17 protein-coding genes and 1 pseudogene are annotated in these 16,131 nt (G+C 71.1%); 6 read left to right on the top strand and 12 right to left on the bottom strand.

What is annotated here, in order from left to right:
* Positions 1 to 27: 27 nt before the first annotated feature.
* From ADL34_RS25460 to ADL34_RS25470, 3 genes are read left to right on the top strand one after another with little or no spacing between them, the layout of a single operon-like run.
* Entirely contained in the window at positions 28 to 828 is an 801-nt protein-coding gene (locus ADL34_RS25460; RefSeq protein ID WP_062672934.1) for a sugar phosphate isomerase/epimerase family protein, read from the top strand.
* Positions 825 to 2,189, top strand: a complete 1,365-nt coding sequence (locus tag ADL34_RS25465) for an MGH1-like glycoside hydrolase domain-containing protein (protein WP_062672936.1) — start codon at positions 825 to 827, stop codon at positions 2,187 to 2,189. Before ADL34_RS25460 ends, ADL34_RS25465 begins: the two co-directional genes overlap by 4 nt.
* Entirely contained in the window at positions 2,186 to 4,105 is a 1,920-nt protein-coding gene (locus ADL34_RS25470; protein ID WP_079034408.1) for a glycogen debranching N-terminal domain-containing protein, read from the top strand. The genes ADL34_RS25465 and ADL34_RS25470 overlap by 4 nt, the downstream gene beginning before the upstream one ends.
* A gap of 136 nt (positions 4,106 to 4,241) precedes the next feature.
* Here ADL34_RS25470 and ADL34_RS25475 read toward each other — a convergent pair whose 3' ends face one another.
* Entirely contained in the window at positions 4,242 to 4,898 is a 657-nt protein-coding gene (locus tag ADL34_RS25475) for a DsbA family protein (protein ID WP_062672938.1), read from the bottom strand.
* 211 nt (positions 4,899 to 5,109) lie between these two features.
* On the opposite strand from ADL34_RS25475, the gene ADL34_RS25480 reads away from it, so the two are divergent.
* On the top strand, positions 5,110 to 5,727 hold the full coding sequence (locus ADL34_RS25480) for a TetR/AcrR family transcriptional regulator (protein ID WP_062672940.1): 618 nt from the start codon (positions 5,110 to 5,112) through the stop codon (positions 5,725 to 5,727).
* A gap of 75 nt (positions 5,728 to 5,802) precedes the next feature.
* Here the strand turns inward: ADL34_RS25480 and ADL34_RS25485 are convergent, their stop codons facing one another.
* Entirely contained in the window at positions 5,803 to 6,834 is a 1,032-nt protein-coding gene (locus ADL34_RS25485; RefSeq protein ID WP_062672970.1) for a nitronate monooxygenase, read from the bottom strand.
* Positions 6,835 to 7,037: 203 nt separating this feature from the next.
* On the opposite strand from ADL34_RS25485, the gene ADL34_RS25490 reads away from it, so the two are divergent.
* Positions 7,038 to 7,922 (top strand): LysR family transcriptional regulator, encoded by an 885-nt coding sequence (locus ADL34_RS25490; protein ID WP_062672942.1) that lies wholly within the window; start codon positions 7,038 to 7,040, stop codon positions 7,920 to 7,922.
* 140 nt (positions 7,923 to 8,062) lie between these two features.
* Here ADL34_RS25490 and ADL34_RS25495 read toward each other — a convergent pair whose 3' ends face one another.
* Together ADL34_RS25495 and ADL34_RS25500 are read right to left on the bottom strand one after the other, a co-directional pair.
* Positions 8,063 to 8,518, bottom strand: coding sequence for a MarR family winged helix-turn-helix transcriptional regulator (locus ADL34_RS25495; protein WP_062672944.1), 456 nt, complete (start codon positions 8,516 to 8,518; stop codon positions 8,063 to 8,065).
* 190 nt (positions 8,519 to 8,708) lie between these two features.
* A complete protein-coding gene (locus ADL34_RS25500) occupies positions 8,709 to 9,110 on the bottom strand; it encodes a MarR family winged helix-turn-helix transcriptional regulator (protein WP_234375106.1) in 402 nt (133 codons plus the stop codon).
* Between the two features lie 367 nt (positions 9,111 to 9,477).
* On the opposite strand from ADL34_RS25500, the gene ADL34_RS25505 reads away from it, so the two are divergent.
* Positions 9,478 to 9,945 carry a MarR family winged helix-turn-helix transcriptional regulator gene (locus ADL34_RS25505; protein WP_062672948.1) on the top strand — a complete coding sequence of 156 codons (468 nt, stop codon included), beginning with the start codon at positions 9,478 to 9,480 and terminating at the stop codon, positions 9,943 to 9,945.
* Positions 9,946 to 10,085: 140 nt separating this feature from the next.
* Here the strand turns inward: ADL34_RS25505 and ADL34_RS25510 are convergent, their stop codons facing one another.
* The 8 genes and pseudogenes from ADL34_RS25510 to ADL34_RS25545 all read right to left on the bottom strand — a co-directional run.
* Positions 10,086 to 11,111, bottom strand: a complete 1,026-nt coding sequence (locus tag ADL34_RS25510) for an alcohol dehydrogenase (RefSeq protein ID WP_062672949.1) — start codon at positions 11,109 to 11,111, stop codon at positions 10,086 to 10,088.
* Positions 11,112 to 11,384: 273 nt separating this feature from the next.
* Positions 11,385 to 11,987 (bottom strand): GPP34 family phosphoprotein, encoded by a 603-nt coding sequence (locus ADL34_RS25515; protein WP_062672951.1) that lies wholly within the window; start codon positions 11,985 to 11,987, stop codon positions 11,385 to 11,387.
* Positions 11,988 to 12,152: 165 nt separating this feature from the next.
* Positions 12,153 to 12,869, bottom strand: a complete 717-nt coding sequence (locus tag ADL34_RS25520; RefSeq protein ID WP_062672953.1) for an NADPH-dependent F420 reductase — start codon at positions 12,867 to 12,869, stop codon at positions 12,153 to 12,155.
* A 19-nt stretch (positions 12,870 to 12,888) separates the two neighbouring features.
* On the bottom strand, positions 12,889 to 13,920 hold the full coding sequence (locus tag ADL34_RS25525; RefSeq protein ID WP_062672955.1) for an LLM class flavin-dependent oxidoreductase: 1,032 nt from the start codon (positions 13,918 to 13,920) through the stop codon (positions 12,889 to 12,891).
* Positions 13,913 to 14,962 (bottom strand): LLM class flavin-dependent oxidoreductase, encoded by a 1,050-nt coding sequence (locus ADL34_RS25530; protein WP_062672957.1) that lies wholly within the window; start codon positions 14,960 to 14,962, stop codon positions 13,913 to 13,915. Before ADL34_RS25530 ends, ADL34_RS25525 begins: the two co-directional genes overlap by 8 nt.
* 128 nt (positions 14,963 to 15,090) lie before the next feature.
* The gene (locus ADL34_RS25535) at positions 15,091 to 15,462 is read right to left on the bottom strand and encodes an SgcJ/EcaC family oxidoreductase (RefSeq protein ID WP_062672959.1); all 372 of its coding nucleotides are present in this window, start codon (positions 15,460 to 15,462) and stop codon (positions 15,091 to 15,093) included.
* Positions 15,463 to 15,548: 86 nt separating this feature from the next.
* Positions 15,549 to 15,842: a muconolactone Delta-isomerase family protein gene (locus ADL34_RS25540; protein WP_062672972.1), complete on the bottom strand. Its 294-nt coding sequence runs from the start codon at positions 15,840 to 15,842 to the stop codon at positions 15,549 to 15,551.
* A gap of 159 nt (positions 15,843 to 16,001) precedes the next feature.
* Positions 16,002 to 16,131 (bottom strand): annotated as a pseudogene (locus ADL34_RS25545) (NAD(P)H dehydrogenase); the annotation flags it as partial.

The following is a 16,131-nucleotide window of genomic DNA, read 5'->3' on the forward strand; positions in this document are numbered from 1 at the left end:
AGACCGGACTTTTCCGAAAGGCCCCCCATGCTCAAGACCGCCGTCCAGGAACAACTCCTGCCCGGGGACACCCTCCAGGCCAAGTGGGACTTCGCCCAGCAGGCCGGCTACGACGCCATCGAGCTGCGCGGCAAGGGCGAGTTCCACTTCGCCTCCCGCCTCGACGAACTCCGTCGGGCCCGCAAGGACGGTGTCGTCATGCCGACCGTCTGCGTGGACATGCTGCACTTCCTCGGCGCCTTCGACGACGACCTGCGCCGCGACGCCGTGGCACAGATGAAGTCCCAGCTCACCGTGATAGCGGAGATCGGCGGAGTGGGCGCCCAGACCCCCGCCTCGTACGGCATGTTCTCCCGCCGGCTGCCTCCCTTCGAGCCGCCGCGCACCGAGGAGGAGGACCGTGAGGTGCTCCTCGCCGGCCTCACCGAACTCGGCGAGCACGCCAGCAAGGAGGGCGTCACGCTCTTCCTGGAGCCGCTCAACCGCTACGAGGACCACATGGTCAACCGGCTCGAGCAGGCAGCCGACCTGATCCGCGCCGTCGGCCTGCCCTCCGTCCGCATAGGCATCGACAGCTACCACATGAACATCGAGGAGACCGACCCCGCCGCCGCGATCCTCGCCCACGCGGACGTCATCGGCCACGCGCAGGTCTCCGACTCCAACCGCTTCCAGCCCGGTGCCGGACACCTCGACTGGCACGCCTGGCTCGGCGCCCTGCACACCATCGGCTACGACGGCCACCTCGCCCTGGAGTGCCGCCTGACCGGTGACCCGCTCGAGGCCGTCCGCTCCGTCCCGGGCTTCCTCAAGAGGTCCGGCGCGTGAATTCCCTCGAGGGCCTCCTCGACCGGCCCGTGCCCGCCGCGCCCGTGGACCTGACCCTGCGGCGCGGCGCGGCGCGGGTCCTGATGGACAACTGGACCGGCGCCTCCACCGTTCCCTCCCCCGCCCTCTACCCCCACCAGTGGAGCTGGGACTCGGCGTTCATCGCCATCGGCCAGCGTCACCTCTCCGCGCGCCGCGCCCAGCGGGAGCTGGAATCCCTGCTGGCCGCGCAGTGGTCCGACGGCCGCATCCCGCACATCGTCTTCAACCCCGCGGTGGCCGCCGACGCGTACTTCCCCAGCCCGGACTTCTGGCAGTCCTCCACGGCCGGGCGGGCGGCGGGCGCGCCACCGGCCCCCGAGACCTCGGGCATCGTCCAGCCGCCGGTGCACGCTCTGGCGGCCTGGCTCGTGCACGTGGCCGACCCGGCGGAGTCCCGCCGGAGAGGCTTCCTCGCCCGGGTCCAGCCCCGTCTCGCCGCCTGGCACGAGTACCTGCTGAGCCGCCGCGACCTCGGTGGCCGGGGACTCGCCGCCCTCGTCCACCCGTGGGAACCCGGCATGGACAACAGCCCCTGCTGGGACCGGGCCCTGGCGCGCGTGGAACCCGCCACCGCCGGCACGTTCCGGCGGGCCGATCTCGTCCACGGCCATCCCGCCGACCGGCCCACCGACCTGGACTACGGCCGATACGTCCGGCTGGCCGCCGACTACCGGGAAGCCGGTTACGACGACCGGGGAGCCCGGCACGGCTTCGCCGTGGAGGACCCCTCCTTCAACGCCCTGCTGATCACGAGCGAACTGGCCCTGGCCGCCATGTCACACGAGCTGGGCATGCCGGGCGAGCGGTACACCGAGCGGGCCGGCCGGCTCACCCGCACGCTGGTGGAGCGGCTCTGGGACGCGGAGGCCGGCCTGTTCCGGGTGCGTGACCTGCATGACGACACCCTGGTCGGCGAGGACAGCGTGAGCGGGCTGATCCCGCTGCTCGTTCCGCACCTGCCCGAGGACGTGGTCCGGCGCCTGCGCGCCACGCTCCTCGGCCCTCGCTTCCACGCCCCGGCCACGGAACTCGTCCCCAGTTACGACCTCACCGGCCACGCCTTCGACTCGCACCGCTACTGGCGCGGACCCGCATGGTTCAACACGGCGTGGCTGATCCACCGGGGTCTGCGCGCCCACGGCCTCCGGCAGGACGCCGAGCGGATCCGCTCGGGCTTCCTCGAGCAGGCGACGCGCTCGGACTTCGCCGAGTACATCGATCCGTCCACCGGTGAGGGCCGCGGCGCCCGCCGGTTCTCCTGGACCGCCGCCCTCGCCCTCGACATGCTCTGCGCCGACCACGAGGAGTTCCGGCCATGACCACCGACGCCCGCATCCAGCTGGTCCGGGACGCCACGTTCGTCCGTCTGACGACGGACGGTGCGATCACCGGCAGCCGCGGCAGCGCCCCCGACGGGCTGTACGTCCAGGACGCCCGGCACCTCAGCCGCTGGCAGCTCACGGTCGACGGCACCGACCCCGTCGCCCTCGTGCCGGCCGAGACCGAGACCGACGACACGGCCGCCTGCGTGCTGACCCCCGAGGGCACCCGGGACCATCCGCCCGCCTACACCGTCTTCCGGCGGCAGAGCGTCGGCGCGGACACGTTCACCGAACACCTGAGCCTGGTGAGCAACCGCCCCGACGCGGTGAGCGCGCACGTCGAGCTGACCGTCGACGCCGACTTCGCCGACCTCTTCGAACTCCGCGCCGACGGCCGCCGCTACGGCAAGCCCGGCGCCGAGCACGAGATCCGCGCGACGGCGGACGGGGTTCGCCTGTCCTACCGCAGGGAGGACTGGCACGCCGAAACCGAGGTCGTCTGTCGTCCCACCCCCGACACGGTCACCACCGCACGGTCCGGTACCCGGGCCACCGCCCGCACGCTGAGCTGGCTCGTCCCCCTCGCCGCCCACGGCTCGGCCGAGCTGCGCCTGACCGTCCACGCCCGGCCCCACCGCCGGCCACCGCGCACCGCCCCCGCCGAACGGGCCGCGCGGCAGCGGACGTCCGTGGAAGTGGAGGGAACCGACGACCTCTCCCTCGCCTGCGTGCGCGGCCTGGCCGACATCGACCTGCTGACGATCCCGGCCACCGGTGTGGACGGCGAGGGCGTGCACGTTCCCGCCGCGGGCATCCCGTGGTTCCTCACCCTCTTCGGCCGCGACTCCCTGCTCACGTCGTACTTCCTGCTGCCGTACCGGCCGGAGACGGCGGCCGCCGTCCTGAGCGCGCTCGCCGCCACCCAGGGAGAGCGCCACGACGCCTTCAGCGGCGAGCAGCCCGGACGCATCGTCCACGAGACCCGGCACGGGGAACTCGCCCACTTCCGGCAGGTCCCCTACGGCCGGTACTTCGGCGCCGTCGACGCCACCCCGCTCTTCCTCGTCCTGCTCCACGCCCACCACGAGACGACCGGCGACCCGGCGCTCGCGAAGCGCCTGGAGACGCATGCACGGCGCGCCGTCGACTGGATGCTCACCGACGGCGGCCTGGAGCAGCACGGCTACCTCGTCTACAGCCCCGATCCCAACGGACTGGTCAACCAGAACTGGAAGGACTCCGCGGGCGCCATCTGCTTCAGCGACGGCACCCAGGCCGAGGGCCCCATCGCGGTGTCCGAGGCGCAGGGCTACGCCTACGACGCGCTGCTGCGCACGGCCGAGCTCGCCGGCGGCGTCTGGGGGGACGAGGCGTACGCGGGCCGGCTCCGGGAGACCGCGGCCCGGCTGCGGGAGCGCTTCGCCGCGGACTTCTGGATGGCGGAGGCCGACTTCCCGGCCCTCGCGCTGGACGGGGCCGGCCGTCAGGTGGACGCGCTGGCCTCCGACGCCGGACACCTCCTCTGGTCGGGCATCCTCGACCCGCAGCGCGCGCGGCGCGTGGGACGGCGACTGCTGGAGCCGGACTTCTTCTCCGGCTGGGCCGTCCGCACCCTCGCCGCGGGTCAGCGGCCCTACCACCCGCTGTCCTACCACCGCGGCAGCGCCTGGCCCCACGACAACGCGGTCATCGCGCTGGGACTCGCCCGGCAGGGTCTCACCCAGGAACTTCGCACTCTGGCCGAGGGCCTGGTCACGGCGGCCGCCCGGCACGCGTACCGCCTGCCCGAGGTTCTCGCGGGCTACGACCGCTCGGCCACCGCCGGGCCGGTCCCGTACCCCCACTCCTGCTCACCACAGGCCTGGGCGGCCGCGACCCCGCTGGCGCTGAGGACCGCACTCGACCGGACCTGAGCGGATCCGCGGGGCCGGTTCCTCGCCAGGTCCCCTCGCGCCGAGCACCTGAACGCCCGGGGGCAGGGGACCCGGGCCGTGCGGGATGCCCGCCCGGTCCTCGGCCGGGCGGGCACCCTGGGGGCCGACCCGGAGGTCAGCTGAAGTCAGGGGCTGCGGTGCGGGTCCGCTTGATCTCGTAGAAGCCCGGCGCCGAGGCCACGGCGAGCACGCCGTCCCACAGCCGGGCCGCCTCCTCCCCCCTGGGCGTGGGATTCACCACGGGCCCGAAGAACGCGACCGGCTCGCTCTGCGCCCCGGAGCCGGGTACGGCGATGATCGGGCTGCCCACGTCCTCGCCGACCAGCGTGATGCCCCTGCGGTGGGAAGCGCGCAGTTCGCCGTCGTGGCGGTCGGTGTCGCCGGCGTCGGCCAGGTCCACGGGGAGTCCGACGTCCCGCAGGGCGGCTTCCAGCGTCGCCCTGTTCTTGGGCTGCTGCTGCAGGTGGTAGCGGGTGCCGAGAGCGGTGTAGAGGGGTTCCAGCACCTGGGGGCCGTGGCTGAGGCTCGCGGCGACGAGGACCCGCACCGGCGCCCATGCCTCGCCCATCAGGACCCGTATCCGCTCGGGCAGTTCGTCCAGGCGGTTCTCGTTCAGGACGGACAGGCTCATCACGTGCCAGGACACCTCGATCGGGCGGCTCTTGGCCACTTCCAGAATCCAGCGGGACGTCAGCCAGGTCCACGGACACACGGGGTCGAACCAGAAGTCCACGGTGGTGGGCGACTCGGGGGTGGTCGGTGCTGCGTTCACGGGACTCTCCAAGGGCCGTCGCGTTCCGGTGCGTCGCCGTCCTGCGGTATGCGGGCCGGCCACCTCCCCACTTTAACGCATAGACGACCGGTCGGCTTGCGCATCGCCCGTCCGGCTTGCTCAGCGCAGGAAGCCCTCCCGAAATACGCAAGGACACCGACGCCCACACCTCGGCCGTCCACGTGTAGCCGATCGGTCGTATACTCCACGCATGGGGCGAACGAGCGATGCCAGGAACAAGATCCTCACCGCTGCTCGGTCACTGCTCGAGCAGCGGGGCTATTCGGCGCTGGGCGTGGCCGAGATCTGCAAGACGGCCGAGGTGCCCAAGGGGAGCTTCTACTACTTCTTCGAGTCCAAGGAAGCCCTCGCCCTCACCGTCATCGACGAGCAGTGGGCGGCGGAGAAGCGGGACTGGGAGGGCATTCTGAGCGGTGACGCCCCGCCCTTGGAGCGGCTGAGGCAGCTCTTCGTGGCCACCGAGAACCGCCAGCGGAACGGGCAGGACAGCTGCGGGGTGGTCTCCGGGTGCATGTTCGGAAACCTCACCCTGGAGATGAGCAACCAGACGGACGCCGTACGCGAACGCCTTCAGCAGATCTTCGAAGCGCAGGTGGACATGGTCGAGGCGACCATCGCCGAGGCCCTGGAGCGGGGTGAGATCGCGGTCGCCGCACCACGCGAAGCCGCTCGGTCCGTCGTCGCACAGCTCGAGGGCCAGGTGCTCTTCGCGAAGCTCTACAACAACACCTCGCAGCTCAGCAGCCTGTGGCCGAACTGCCTCGCCCTGCTCCGCGCCAATGGCCCCCAGGTCGCCGAACTCGCCTGAGGCGGGTCACTGCTGAGGCCGGGCTGACCGGCCGACCGAACCGGCGCCGACCGGCCTGGTCAGTACCGCCGATCCTCACGACTCCCCGGCGAGCCGCCGCAGCGTTCGCGCCGCCGGCTCGTGCACGGCACGGCGGTACGCGGTGCCCGCCCACAGATGCATGAGTTCCGGGTCGCCTGCCGCGGCGGCCGCCTTGCGCAGCGGGGCGGTGAGGTGGTGCACGGCCGGGTATCCGGTGGGGGCCGAGGATTCGTAGCGCTCCGTGAAACGGTTGCGCAGTCCTCGTGCGGGCCGTCCCGTGAAGGCACGGGTCAGCACGGTGGTGTCGAACGCCGGGTCCGCCAAGGCCCGCTGATGGGGCGCCGAGGCCCCGCTCTCGTCCGTACGCAGCAGGACTGTGCCGACCATGGCGGCCTCCGCTCCGGCGTGGAGCGCGGCCGCCACGTCGGCGGGCGTGCCGATGCCTCCGGCGGCGATGAGCGGCAGGGAGACCTCGCCGCGCACGTGCGCCACCAGATCGGGCAGCGAGACGGGGACGAGCGGGCGGTCGGGGCTGAGCGTGGCCGAGTGACCGCCGGCCGCAGGTGCCTGCACGGCCAGGGCGTCCACACCGGCCCGCGCCGCGAGGCGGGCCTCTTCGACCGTGGTGACGCTCTGCAGGACGGTGGTTCCTGCTCGCCGCAGCGCCTGGACGGCCGTGGCATCGGGGATGCCGAACGTGAACGACACCCACGGGACCGGCGATCCGAGGAGCAGGTCGATCTTCGCCGCCCAGTCGTCGTCGTCCTCCTTGGGAGCACTGTCCGACAGGCTCAGCCCGTACCGGTCCGCCTCGGCTTGCACCGCGCGGGCATAGCGGCTGTAGGCGTCGACCGTCACGGGGACCGGATTGGGTGCGAACACGTTCACCCCGAACAGGGCGTCCTGTTCCCGGACTGTGCGCATCTGCTCGGCGAGAAGGGCGGCCGACTTGTAGCCGGCGGCCACGAAACCCATGCTGCCCGCCCGTGCGGCCGCCACGACCAGCTCGGAAGAGCTTCCCCCGCCGGCCATGGGTGCCGCGAGAACAGGGAGTTCCACACCAAGGTCGGACAGCAATCGGCTCATGACGGACATCTCCTCCGGACGCACGGAGCGGGCGAGTGCGCTCACCGCCCTCCAACCGCTGGAGCGACCAGACCGGCACGACGTACGCCGGATATCGCTCACGTCGCCAGCGTAGGACGTCTTACGCGGCGGAGGAGGGCCGCGGCCATGCCGATTAAGCTGCGACTATGCACGACAGGCATCGATCCCCGAGGGAGTGGGCCATGGAGGTCGAGATCCGCCACCTCCGGGCCTTCGCCGCCGTGGCGCGCCACCGGTCCTTCTCCCGTGCCGCCCAGGAACTGCTGGTCACCCAGCCGGCGCTGAGCCGCACGGTCGCTCAGTTGGAGGCGACCCTGGGAGTCCGCCTCCTGGAGCGCACGTCACGCCGCGTGGACCCGACCGACGCCGGAGCGGAGTTCCTGCACCAGGCGGAACGAGTCATCGCCTCCTTCGACCACGCCCTCACCTCGGCACGCCGACTGGGCGTGCTGCGACTCGGCTTCAGCTGGCTCCTGCCGGCTCCCTGGGCGCAGCGGACCGTCAAGGACTTCGAGCAGAGCACAGGTGCCTCCGTCACGCTCAGCCGCACCGACGATCCCCTGGAGGCCCTGCACCGGCGCACCGTCGACGTCGCCGTGGTCCGCGGCGACAGGGACGTGCCGGAGCCGCTGCGTACCGTCTGGCTGTACGACGAGGCACGCTTCGCCGTCTGCGCCCGGGAGAGCCCCCTCGCCGTCCGGAGCCACCTCGACTGGGGCGAGGTGCGGCGCTGGCGTCTGATCGTGAACACCGTCAGCGGCACGACCGGCCCATGGTCGTGGCCCGAGGAGTCACGGCCGAAGGACATCGTCGAGACTGCGAACTTCGACGAGTGGGTGGAGACGGTGGCCGCCAACCGCGGTATCGGCATCGTGCCCGAGACCGCCAGGGACCGCTCGCCCCACCCCGCTCTGCGCTTCGTCCCGCTCACCGACGCCCCGCCGGTTCCCGTGCGACTGGTCCACCTGCCCGACGGCCCCCACACGCTCATCCGCCGGTTCGTCGACGCTTCCCTGGCAGCGGCCGGCACGTCAGCCGCACGGATGCGTGAGCGCACGGACACGTAAGCGGCGCGGATGTCTGAGCGGAACGGATGCGTGATGGGCACCGATGCGTGAGCGGCATACGGATGTGCCACCGTGCGACCTCTTCGGTCCTCCCGGTGCGGCGCGAGGTCCGGTCGGCGGGCGGTCCCATGGGCCGGACGTCAGGGTGCCGCTATACGGTGCAGCACCTCCGCGGCCGCCGCCACATCGCAGCCCTCCAGGCGGGAGAAGATGTGACGGCGCACACTGGCGAGGTTCGTGGGCCACGCCTGTTCCAGCATCTTCCATCCCGGGTTGGTGAGCAGGGCCAGCCACGCCCTGCCGTCCTCGGGGCTCTTCTGCCGTGTGACGAGTGACTGGGACTCCAGCCGGTTCACCACCCGGGTCATCCCGCTCAGCGAAAGGCCGCACATGTTGGCCAATTCGCTCATGCGCATCTGATGGTGCGGCGCTTCGGAGAGATGGACCAGGACCGTGTACTCGGTGGAGGAGATCGGAAGCTCCTCGAGCATGTCGGCGTCGACGACCCGGGGCAACAGGGCCATCACCTTGCCGAGAGCCCGGAGGAATTTCTCCTCGTCCGGGTTGAGGGGAACGATCGTGGTCGCGTCTGCCATGGGCTCAGTCTAATTGGCGCAGCAATCCGATCGATTGACCGGCAAAGAGACGATTCACCGAGGGACTATTTCCCACCGCAAGCAGTGCGTGGACAGGGGACTCGAGTCCTTGCTGCTCGCCCGCCCTGGCGCCTGGGCGAGCAGCCGTCGTGTCGTCACGGTGCCTGAAGAGCGGGCCGGCGGGCCCGCTTCAGGTGGCGATGTTCCGCAGGGCCACCGCGAGCTGCCCGAGGTCGAGGCCCGTCAGATGATCCAGGAAGTGACGGCGCACGGACGCCAGGTTGGACGGCCACGCGGCTTCCAGCCGCGCGAAGCCCTCGTCGGTGAGGATGGCGTTCGAGCCCCGGGCATCGAGCGATGACTTGACGCGCTGGACGAGGCCCTGGCTCTCCAGCCGGGTGACCAGCCGCGTCATGCCGCTGAGCGACATCTCGACGGCGGCGGCGAGGTCGCTCATACGCATCTGCCGGTCGGGGGCCTCCGAGAGGTTCGCCAGGGCCAGGTACTCGATGAGGGACAGGCGCTGCTCCCGGATCATGTCTGCGTCGATCGCCCGCGGCAGAGCGTAGATGACGCGACTCAGCGCTCTCACCACAGCCTCTTCCTCGGCGTCGAGGGGCCGCAGTTCTCTCTCATCCGGGTCCGGCTGCGCTGCGATGCCTGGCATGGCTCCACACTTCTGTTCGTCGGGAATGCGATCAAGGGGTTGCTTACCACAGGCCTGGGCCGGTCCGGGAACCGTCCACCGGAGCCCCCGGCACGGAGGACCCATACCCTCATATTTGCTACGTCAAGCAATCTATGTCATGCTACACCCAGATCCGGCGCCGCCCGCCCATCGCCGTGTCGTGCCCAAGAGCGGGCCCCGCTCGAGACCGCCCGGCGAGAAGCGGCAACTCGAAGACGCCACGGCGGCCGGCGACGGACCAGCTTCCTCGCCGAACAGACAGGAAGACCTCATGACGTCGAAGCCCGCGCCGGCGCGACACGCGGTGCGACCACTGACAGAGGCCGAAGAGGCCGTCGTCCGAGCGCTCCCCCTTCTGATCAACGCCCTGCCGCGCGCCATCGACGCCGTCATGATCCAGGAACAGCAGATGTCCGCTACGGAGTACCTGGCCCTGATGCATCTGTCCGAAGCCCCCGACCGGCGCATGCGCATGGGGGATCTCTCCGCCGCCTGCGACATGTCACTCAGCGGAACGACACGGGTCGTGCACCGGCTGGAGAAGGAGGGCTACATCGAGCGCGTGCGATGCGACCGCGACAAGCGCAGCTACCGCGCCGCCCTCACCGACTCCGGCTTCGCCCGTCTGGAAGAGGCGTGGCCGAGCAACTTGGCCGCCCTGCGCTGCCACTTCCTCGACCATCTGAACGGGATCGACCTCAAGACCCTCGCCGCCGCGCTGGGGAAGGTCGCCGGCTGATCGGGCAGACCACGCCCTGAGCAGACGCGCCGCTGAGCAGGCCCGCCCAGCGGCGCAGCCGCGCGCACCCGCCCCGGCGCGTAGGCCCCCGCCGACCACGTCACCCGGACTCCCCGGTCCGGGTGGCCCGGTGGGTGCGCTCAGGAGTTCGTGAGGACCATGCGGAAGCGGGCCGCGCCGGAGAGCATCTTCTGGTAGGCGGAATCCGCGTCGCTCAAGGGCACGGCTTCCACCGTGGGGCGGATACCGTGCAGGGCACTGAAGTCCATGGTGTCCTGCACGTCCTGCGCGGTACCGGAGGGGTGGCCCCGCACCACCCGGCCCGACAGGATGAGCTGCAGCGGCGTGATGCCGAGGGGTTCGGGCGAGACTCCGATGACCACGAGCTCGCCTCGGGACGTCAGGCCGTCGACGGTCGCCGCGATGGCGTCGGAGTTGCCCGCCGTGGCCAGGACGACCTTGGCGCCGCCCAGGGCCTGCAGCGCCTCGGCCACCGGGGTCGTCCCCGTGGCGTCGACGTAGTGGTGCGCCCCGAAGCGCGTGGCCAGCTCGGCCTTCTCCGCACCGCGGGCGACGGCCACGGTCTCGAACCCCATGGCCACGGCGAACTGCACGGCCAGATGGCCGAGACCCCCCAGGCCCACCACGGCAACCCTGTCGCCCGGCTGGGCGGAGCTGCGCCGCAGCCCGTTGAAGGTCGTGACCCCCGCGCATGCCATGGGACCCGCGTCCGACGCCGACAGGGCTTCCGGAATCCGCGCCAGGGCGTCGACCGGCGCGATCATGTTCTCGGCGAAACCCCCGTCGTACGCGTAGCCCGGGATCTTGAGGTTCTCGCACACGATGAAGTCGCCCCGCCGGCAGGGGGTGCAGTGCCAGCAACTGCCGCCGAACCACCCCACTGTCACCCGGTCCCCCACCTTCCAGCCGAAGTCCTCGGCACCCTCGCCCAGTTCCTCGATGCGTCCGGCCACCTCGTGTCCGGGTACCAGCGGCCACCGCACACCGGGCATGGTGCCGGTCACGAAGAAGTCATCGCTGTGGCAGATGCCGCACGCCTCGACGGACAGGCGGACGTGGTTGCGCCCCGGTCGCGGCACTTCACGCTCGACGACCTCGAAACGCCCGCTCGGACTCGTCACCTGCGCGGCACGATAGGTATCCATAGGTGTCTCCGTCCTCAGGGGGCCGCTCGCGAGACGCCGACCGTTGCCGATCGTCCATGTGCTGAGGAGAAGGCGCCGACGAGGAGCCGGTACGTCGGGCGACGAACGCCACCGTCAGCGGCCGGATCCGGGCTGGGCGGAGATCTCTTCGGGCGGCAGTTGTGATCACCGGTGATCCGGCGCCGGTGCGTACGCTCCATCCCACCATCACCCAGGCGGCCCGGCAAAAGATGGGACCTGCCGCGGCCGTTCCCCGCCGCGCGGACGGTTTCGTCAGAACCCCCGTGGAACAGTGCCGAAGCCCGCTCCGCCGAGCGATCTGCGGTGGCGTTCCGCGGCCAGCTGCGTGATGGCCTGGTGGACGGCGCCCACCACGGCGGCCTCGTCCGGGTCGAGCTCCGCGAGCGTCTCGTCCGTGGCCTCGGCGATGCGCGCGGCGGCGGCGAGCGCGGCGAGGACGGGCGGTCCGTCCCCCCTCCGGTCGATCCCACGGCCGCCTGCGGGGGCGGCGGTCAGGGGGCGGGGCCGACGAAAGGGATGCCGGGAGGAGCCCGCCGGGGCGCCGTCCGCGGTGGCCGCCTGAAGAGCCCGCCAGTAGCGTGCGGCCAGATCACGGCCCCGGCGCCACAGCCATTGCTCCACGGTCTCGTAGGGCGGTTCCCGGACGATGCCGGAGGCCGCCTCGAACAGGACGGCGTCCTTGATCCGCGGCGATGCGGCGGGCAGGACCCGACCGGCGTGGAGGAGTACGGCCCGCAGACCGACGAGGTCGACAAGTTCCGCACCGGCCAGGGCGAGGGACAGGTCACCCGGCTCCAGCCGGGGACCGGTGCCCTCGGTGGCGGCGAGGACGGCCAGGCCCTGGGCTGTGGTCATGTACGGCTCCCAGGTCGGTCGGGGAGGCGATCGTCACCGACGACGCCGGCCAGCTGAACAGCACGTAGAACATAGCGTGTGTTAATTCAGCGAAAGGCACAAAAGCCCGCGACGACCGTCGGCGTCGCTTCCCCAAGACGATCTCAGGACGACCTCAGGACGACTTCATGGAGCGCCCACGCCCGACCCGGACGCGGCCGAACGGGCCTCGCCGACCGCGCGGCCGCGCTCGGTGGTGGGAAAACGGTCAAGCATCGCGCGCAGCTCGTCCGCGTCGACGTTGGCCCCGAACGGCTCGGTGCCCGGCTGCAGGCGCACTCCGTGCGCGAGCGGGCCGGCGTCGACCGGGTCGAAGCCGAGGTCGTCGATCAGCCCCATCACCGTGGACAGGGCGTGGGGGTCGTCGCCGGCGACGGCGATGGCCTTGCGCCCGGGCGTGCCCGCGGGAACGGCCCCGTCCTCCAGGTCGTGATACCCCATGTGGTTGAACGCCTTCACCACCTTCGATCCCGGCAGGAACGCCTGGACGATCTCGCTCGTCGACGTGCGCGGGTCGGTGAAGTCGTCACGGACGCCGTCGATCTCCCACCAGTAGTTCATGGCGTCGACGACGAGCTTGCCCCGCAGCGCCTCGACGGGGAGGCCGCCGTGCTTGCTCAGGGGCAGTGCGAGGATCACGACGTCGGCCTGGTCCGCCGCCTCGGCGGCGGTGACCGCGATCGCGCCGGGGGCGAGGACCTCGACCGTGAGGGCGATCCTGCCGGGTGCGCCGGAGCCCGAGATGAGGACACGATGCCCGGCGGCCACCGCCAGCCGGGCCAGCACGGTTCCCACCTTCCCGGCGCCCAGGATGCCGATCGTGTGCACAGGTTTCCTGTTCATTGCCGTCTCCTGAGCGGGGTCAGCCGGCGAGCATGTCGCGGACCATGGGGATCACCTTCGTGCCGTACAGCTCGACCGTGCGGAGGCGGTGGCTGATCGACTGCGAGCCCGAGGTGTAGATGAGGTCGAAGCGGCCGACCTGAAGTGCCTGGACGGCGGCGGCGATCTTGCGTGCGACCGTTTCGGGCGACCCGACGTACATGGAGCCGTGGGCGATCTCCGCCTCGTACTCCTCCCGGCGCACCGGCGGCCACCCGCGCAGGGCGCCGATACGGTCCCGGATCACCCGGTACCCCGGCCAGTGCGCCTCGCGGGCTTCCTCGTCGGTGTCGGCGATGAAGCCCGGCGAGTGCATCCCGACCGGGTGGGCCGTGGTGCCGAACTGGGCCGTCGCGCGCTCGTAGAGATCGATGTAGGGAGCGAAGCGCGTGGGGGCGCCGCCGATGATGGCGATCATCAGCGGGAGCCCGTGGCGGGCGGTACGCACCACCGACTGGGGGGAGCCGCCGACGCCGACCCACGTCGGCAGCTGGCCGGTCTCGGTCGTGGGATAGACCCGCGCGTCGTCGAGCGCGGCCCGCACCGTCCCCTTCCAGGTGACGGGCTCCTCCTTCAGCAGCTGCACGAACAGGTCGAGCTTCTCCTCGAAGAGGACGTCGTAGTCGGCGAGGTCGTAGCCGAACAGGGGGAAGGACTCCGTGAAGGAGCCGCGTCCCAGGATGATCTCGGCGCGCCCGTCGCTCAGTGCGTCGAGCGTCGCGAACCGCTGGAAGACGCGCACCGGATCGTCGGAGCTGAGCACGGTGACGCCGGAGGAGAGCCGGATGCGCCGGGTGCGGGTGGCTATGCCGGCGAGTACGGTCTCGGGGCTGCTGACCGAGTACTCCGGGCGGTGGTGCTCCCCCAGTGCGAGGACGTCGACGCCGAGTTCGTCGGCGAGGACGGCTTCGGCGACCGTCTGGCGGATCGACCGCGCGTGCGAGACGAGCACGCCCGCGTCGTCCTCGGGTACGTCCCCGAAGGTGTCCAGGCCGAATACGAGATCAGACATGTGAGGCTTCCTTACTGAGGATCTCCCGCACGCGCGGGGCGACTTCGCGCCCCAGCAGCTCGATCGTGCGGGCGCGGGCCTGACGCGGCAGGTGCATGACGTCGTACTTGAGGTCGAAGCGGCTCAGGCGAAGGTCCCGGGCCACGGCGGCGATCTTGCGGGCGACGGTCTCCGGGGACCCGACGAAGAGCGCGCCGTGCTCCAGCTCGGCCTCGTAGCGCTCCCGGTCCGGTTTGTAGAATCCGCGCTCCTCGGCGAGTTGGCGGACGACCGGCTCCCAGTACCGCCACCAGATCTCGATCGCCTCTTCGTCGCTGTCGGCGATGAGCCCGAGGGAATGCTGTCCGATCGGCTGCGGAGCGTGTCCGGCCTGCTGGAGCGCGCGGTGGTAGAGGTCCACGTGGCCGCGGAAGCGCTGGGGACGGCCGCCGATGACGGCCAGCATCAGGGGCAGGCCGTAACGGGCGGCACGGAGGACGGAGTCGGGGCTGCCGCCCACGCCGATCCAGGTGGGGATCCCGCCGGGGGGCATCCGGGGACGCAGCTCCTGCTCGACGAGCGGGGCGCGGGTCGCCCCGCTCCACGTCACCTTCTCCTCCCGCTGCAGGCGCATGAACAGGTCGAGCTTCTCCTCGAAGAGCTGCTCGTATGCGGTGAGGTCGTAGCCGAACAGCGGGAAGGACTCCGTGGCCGACGCGCGCCCGAGGACCAGTTGGGCCCTGCCGTTCGACACGGCGTCGAGCGTGGAGAACGCGTGGTACAGCCGCACCGGGTCGTTGGTGCTCAGTACCGTCACGGACGTGCCGAGGCGGATGCGCTCGGTGGCGGTGGCGATGGCGGAGAGCAGGACCGGGACGGCGCTGTCGACGTGGCCCGGCCGGTAGTGCTCGCCGATGCTGAAGACGTCGATGCCGGAGGACTCGGCGAGCCTTGCCTCCTCCACGAGGAGGCGCACCACCTCGGCGTCGTCGAGGGTGCGGTCGCCGTCCGTGGCGACCTCCCCGAAAGAGTTGAGTCCGATCTCGAAAGTGCCGGCCGTCATGGCCGCTCCTTCCGTAGCCGCGCCCACCGGGACCGTCACCCTCGGAGGCCCGATGTAATTGACTCGTCAAGCATGCCTCTATTTGCTTGACGAGTCAAATACAGATCGGCCCCCCTCCCCCGGCGCCGTCACGCGAGCTTCGACACCTGGTAATGACCGATGAGCCACTCATCGCCGACACGCTTGAGGACGACACCGAGATTCACGCTGATCGTGGGGCGGTCGACGAAGGAGAAGTCGACGCCGAGGTAGCCGAGCAGGACGCCGTCGGCGAGCTCGCGCACCTCCAGTACGTCGTAGTGCGCCTTGAGCCCGAGCGGCTGGGAGTCGTAGTACTCGGCCACACCCGAGCGCCCGACACTGTACGGGCGCAGGCCCTGGAAGATCGCGTCCTCGGTGAAGCATGAGGCCACCTGCTGCGGGTCATGCGCGTCGACGGCCGCCTTCCACCGGTCGACGACTCCGGACACGATGTCTCGCTGTGCCCCTGTGCTTTCCATCAGGTACTCCTGGTACTGGCTCGTAAGAAGGTGGGGGTTGTCCGCACTCCGGGCCGGCTTCGCCGCCCGCGGGCACACCGGAAGGCTCAGGCCGCCCGGCCGGGATCGTTCGGGTGGGACTGGAGCGGCGTGATCACCGCGCTCATCCAGGGCCACAAGGGAAGACTGCCGAGCACCTTCGCCCTCAGCTCCGCCTCGTCGTCGGCAAGCCAGACACCGATGCTGCGCAGTTCTCCGACGGGGCGCCACAGCCTGAACAGGTGTCCCTGCGCCGTCAGCTCCCTGGCCCGTACGGCTTCGGCGGCGCGACGCCCATCGACCACCGCCTGGTCGGTTCCCTCCGGAACGGTGGTGGTCAGTTCGACCAGGAACTCCTTCATGATCTTTTCCTTCCTCAGGCGGGTGGGCCAGAGCGAGTAGGTGCGAGACGACGAGAGCCGTGCCACCGGGCCCACACCCCACGGCGTGGGCCCGAGCACACTCCCGTCCGTCTCCCTCACTGTGGTGACGGCGGTTGCCGTCACCGGCTCGGGCATGGGTCAGGCAGCGGCCTTGATCGTGCCGGCGATCTTCACGACGCGTTCGGCTTGGATGCGGGCGGCGGTGCGGGTGGTGTCGTCGACGGGGTTGGTGCCCTGGCCGTCGGCGTGGGAGGTGCCGTAGGGGTTG

Source organism: Streptomyces sp. NRRL WC-3605 (genome assembly GCF_001509795.1).
Taxonomy (GTDB): Bacteria; Actinomycetota; Actinomycetes; order Streptomycetales; family Streptomycetaceae; genus Streptomyces; species Streptomyces viridochromogenes.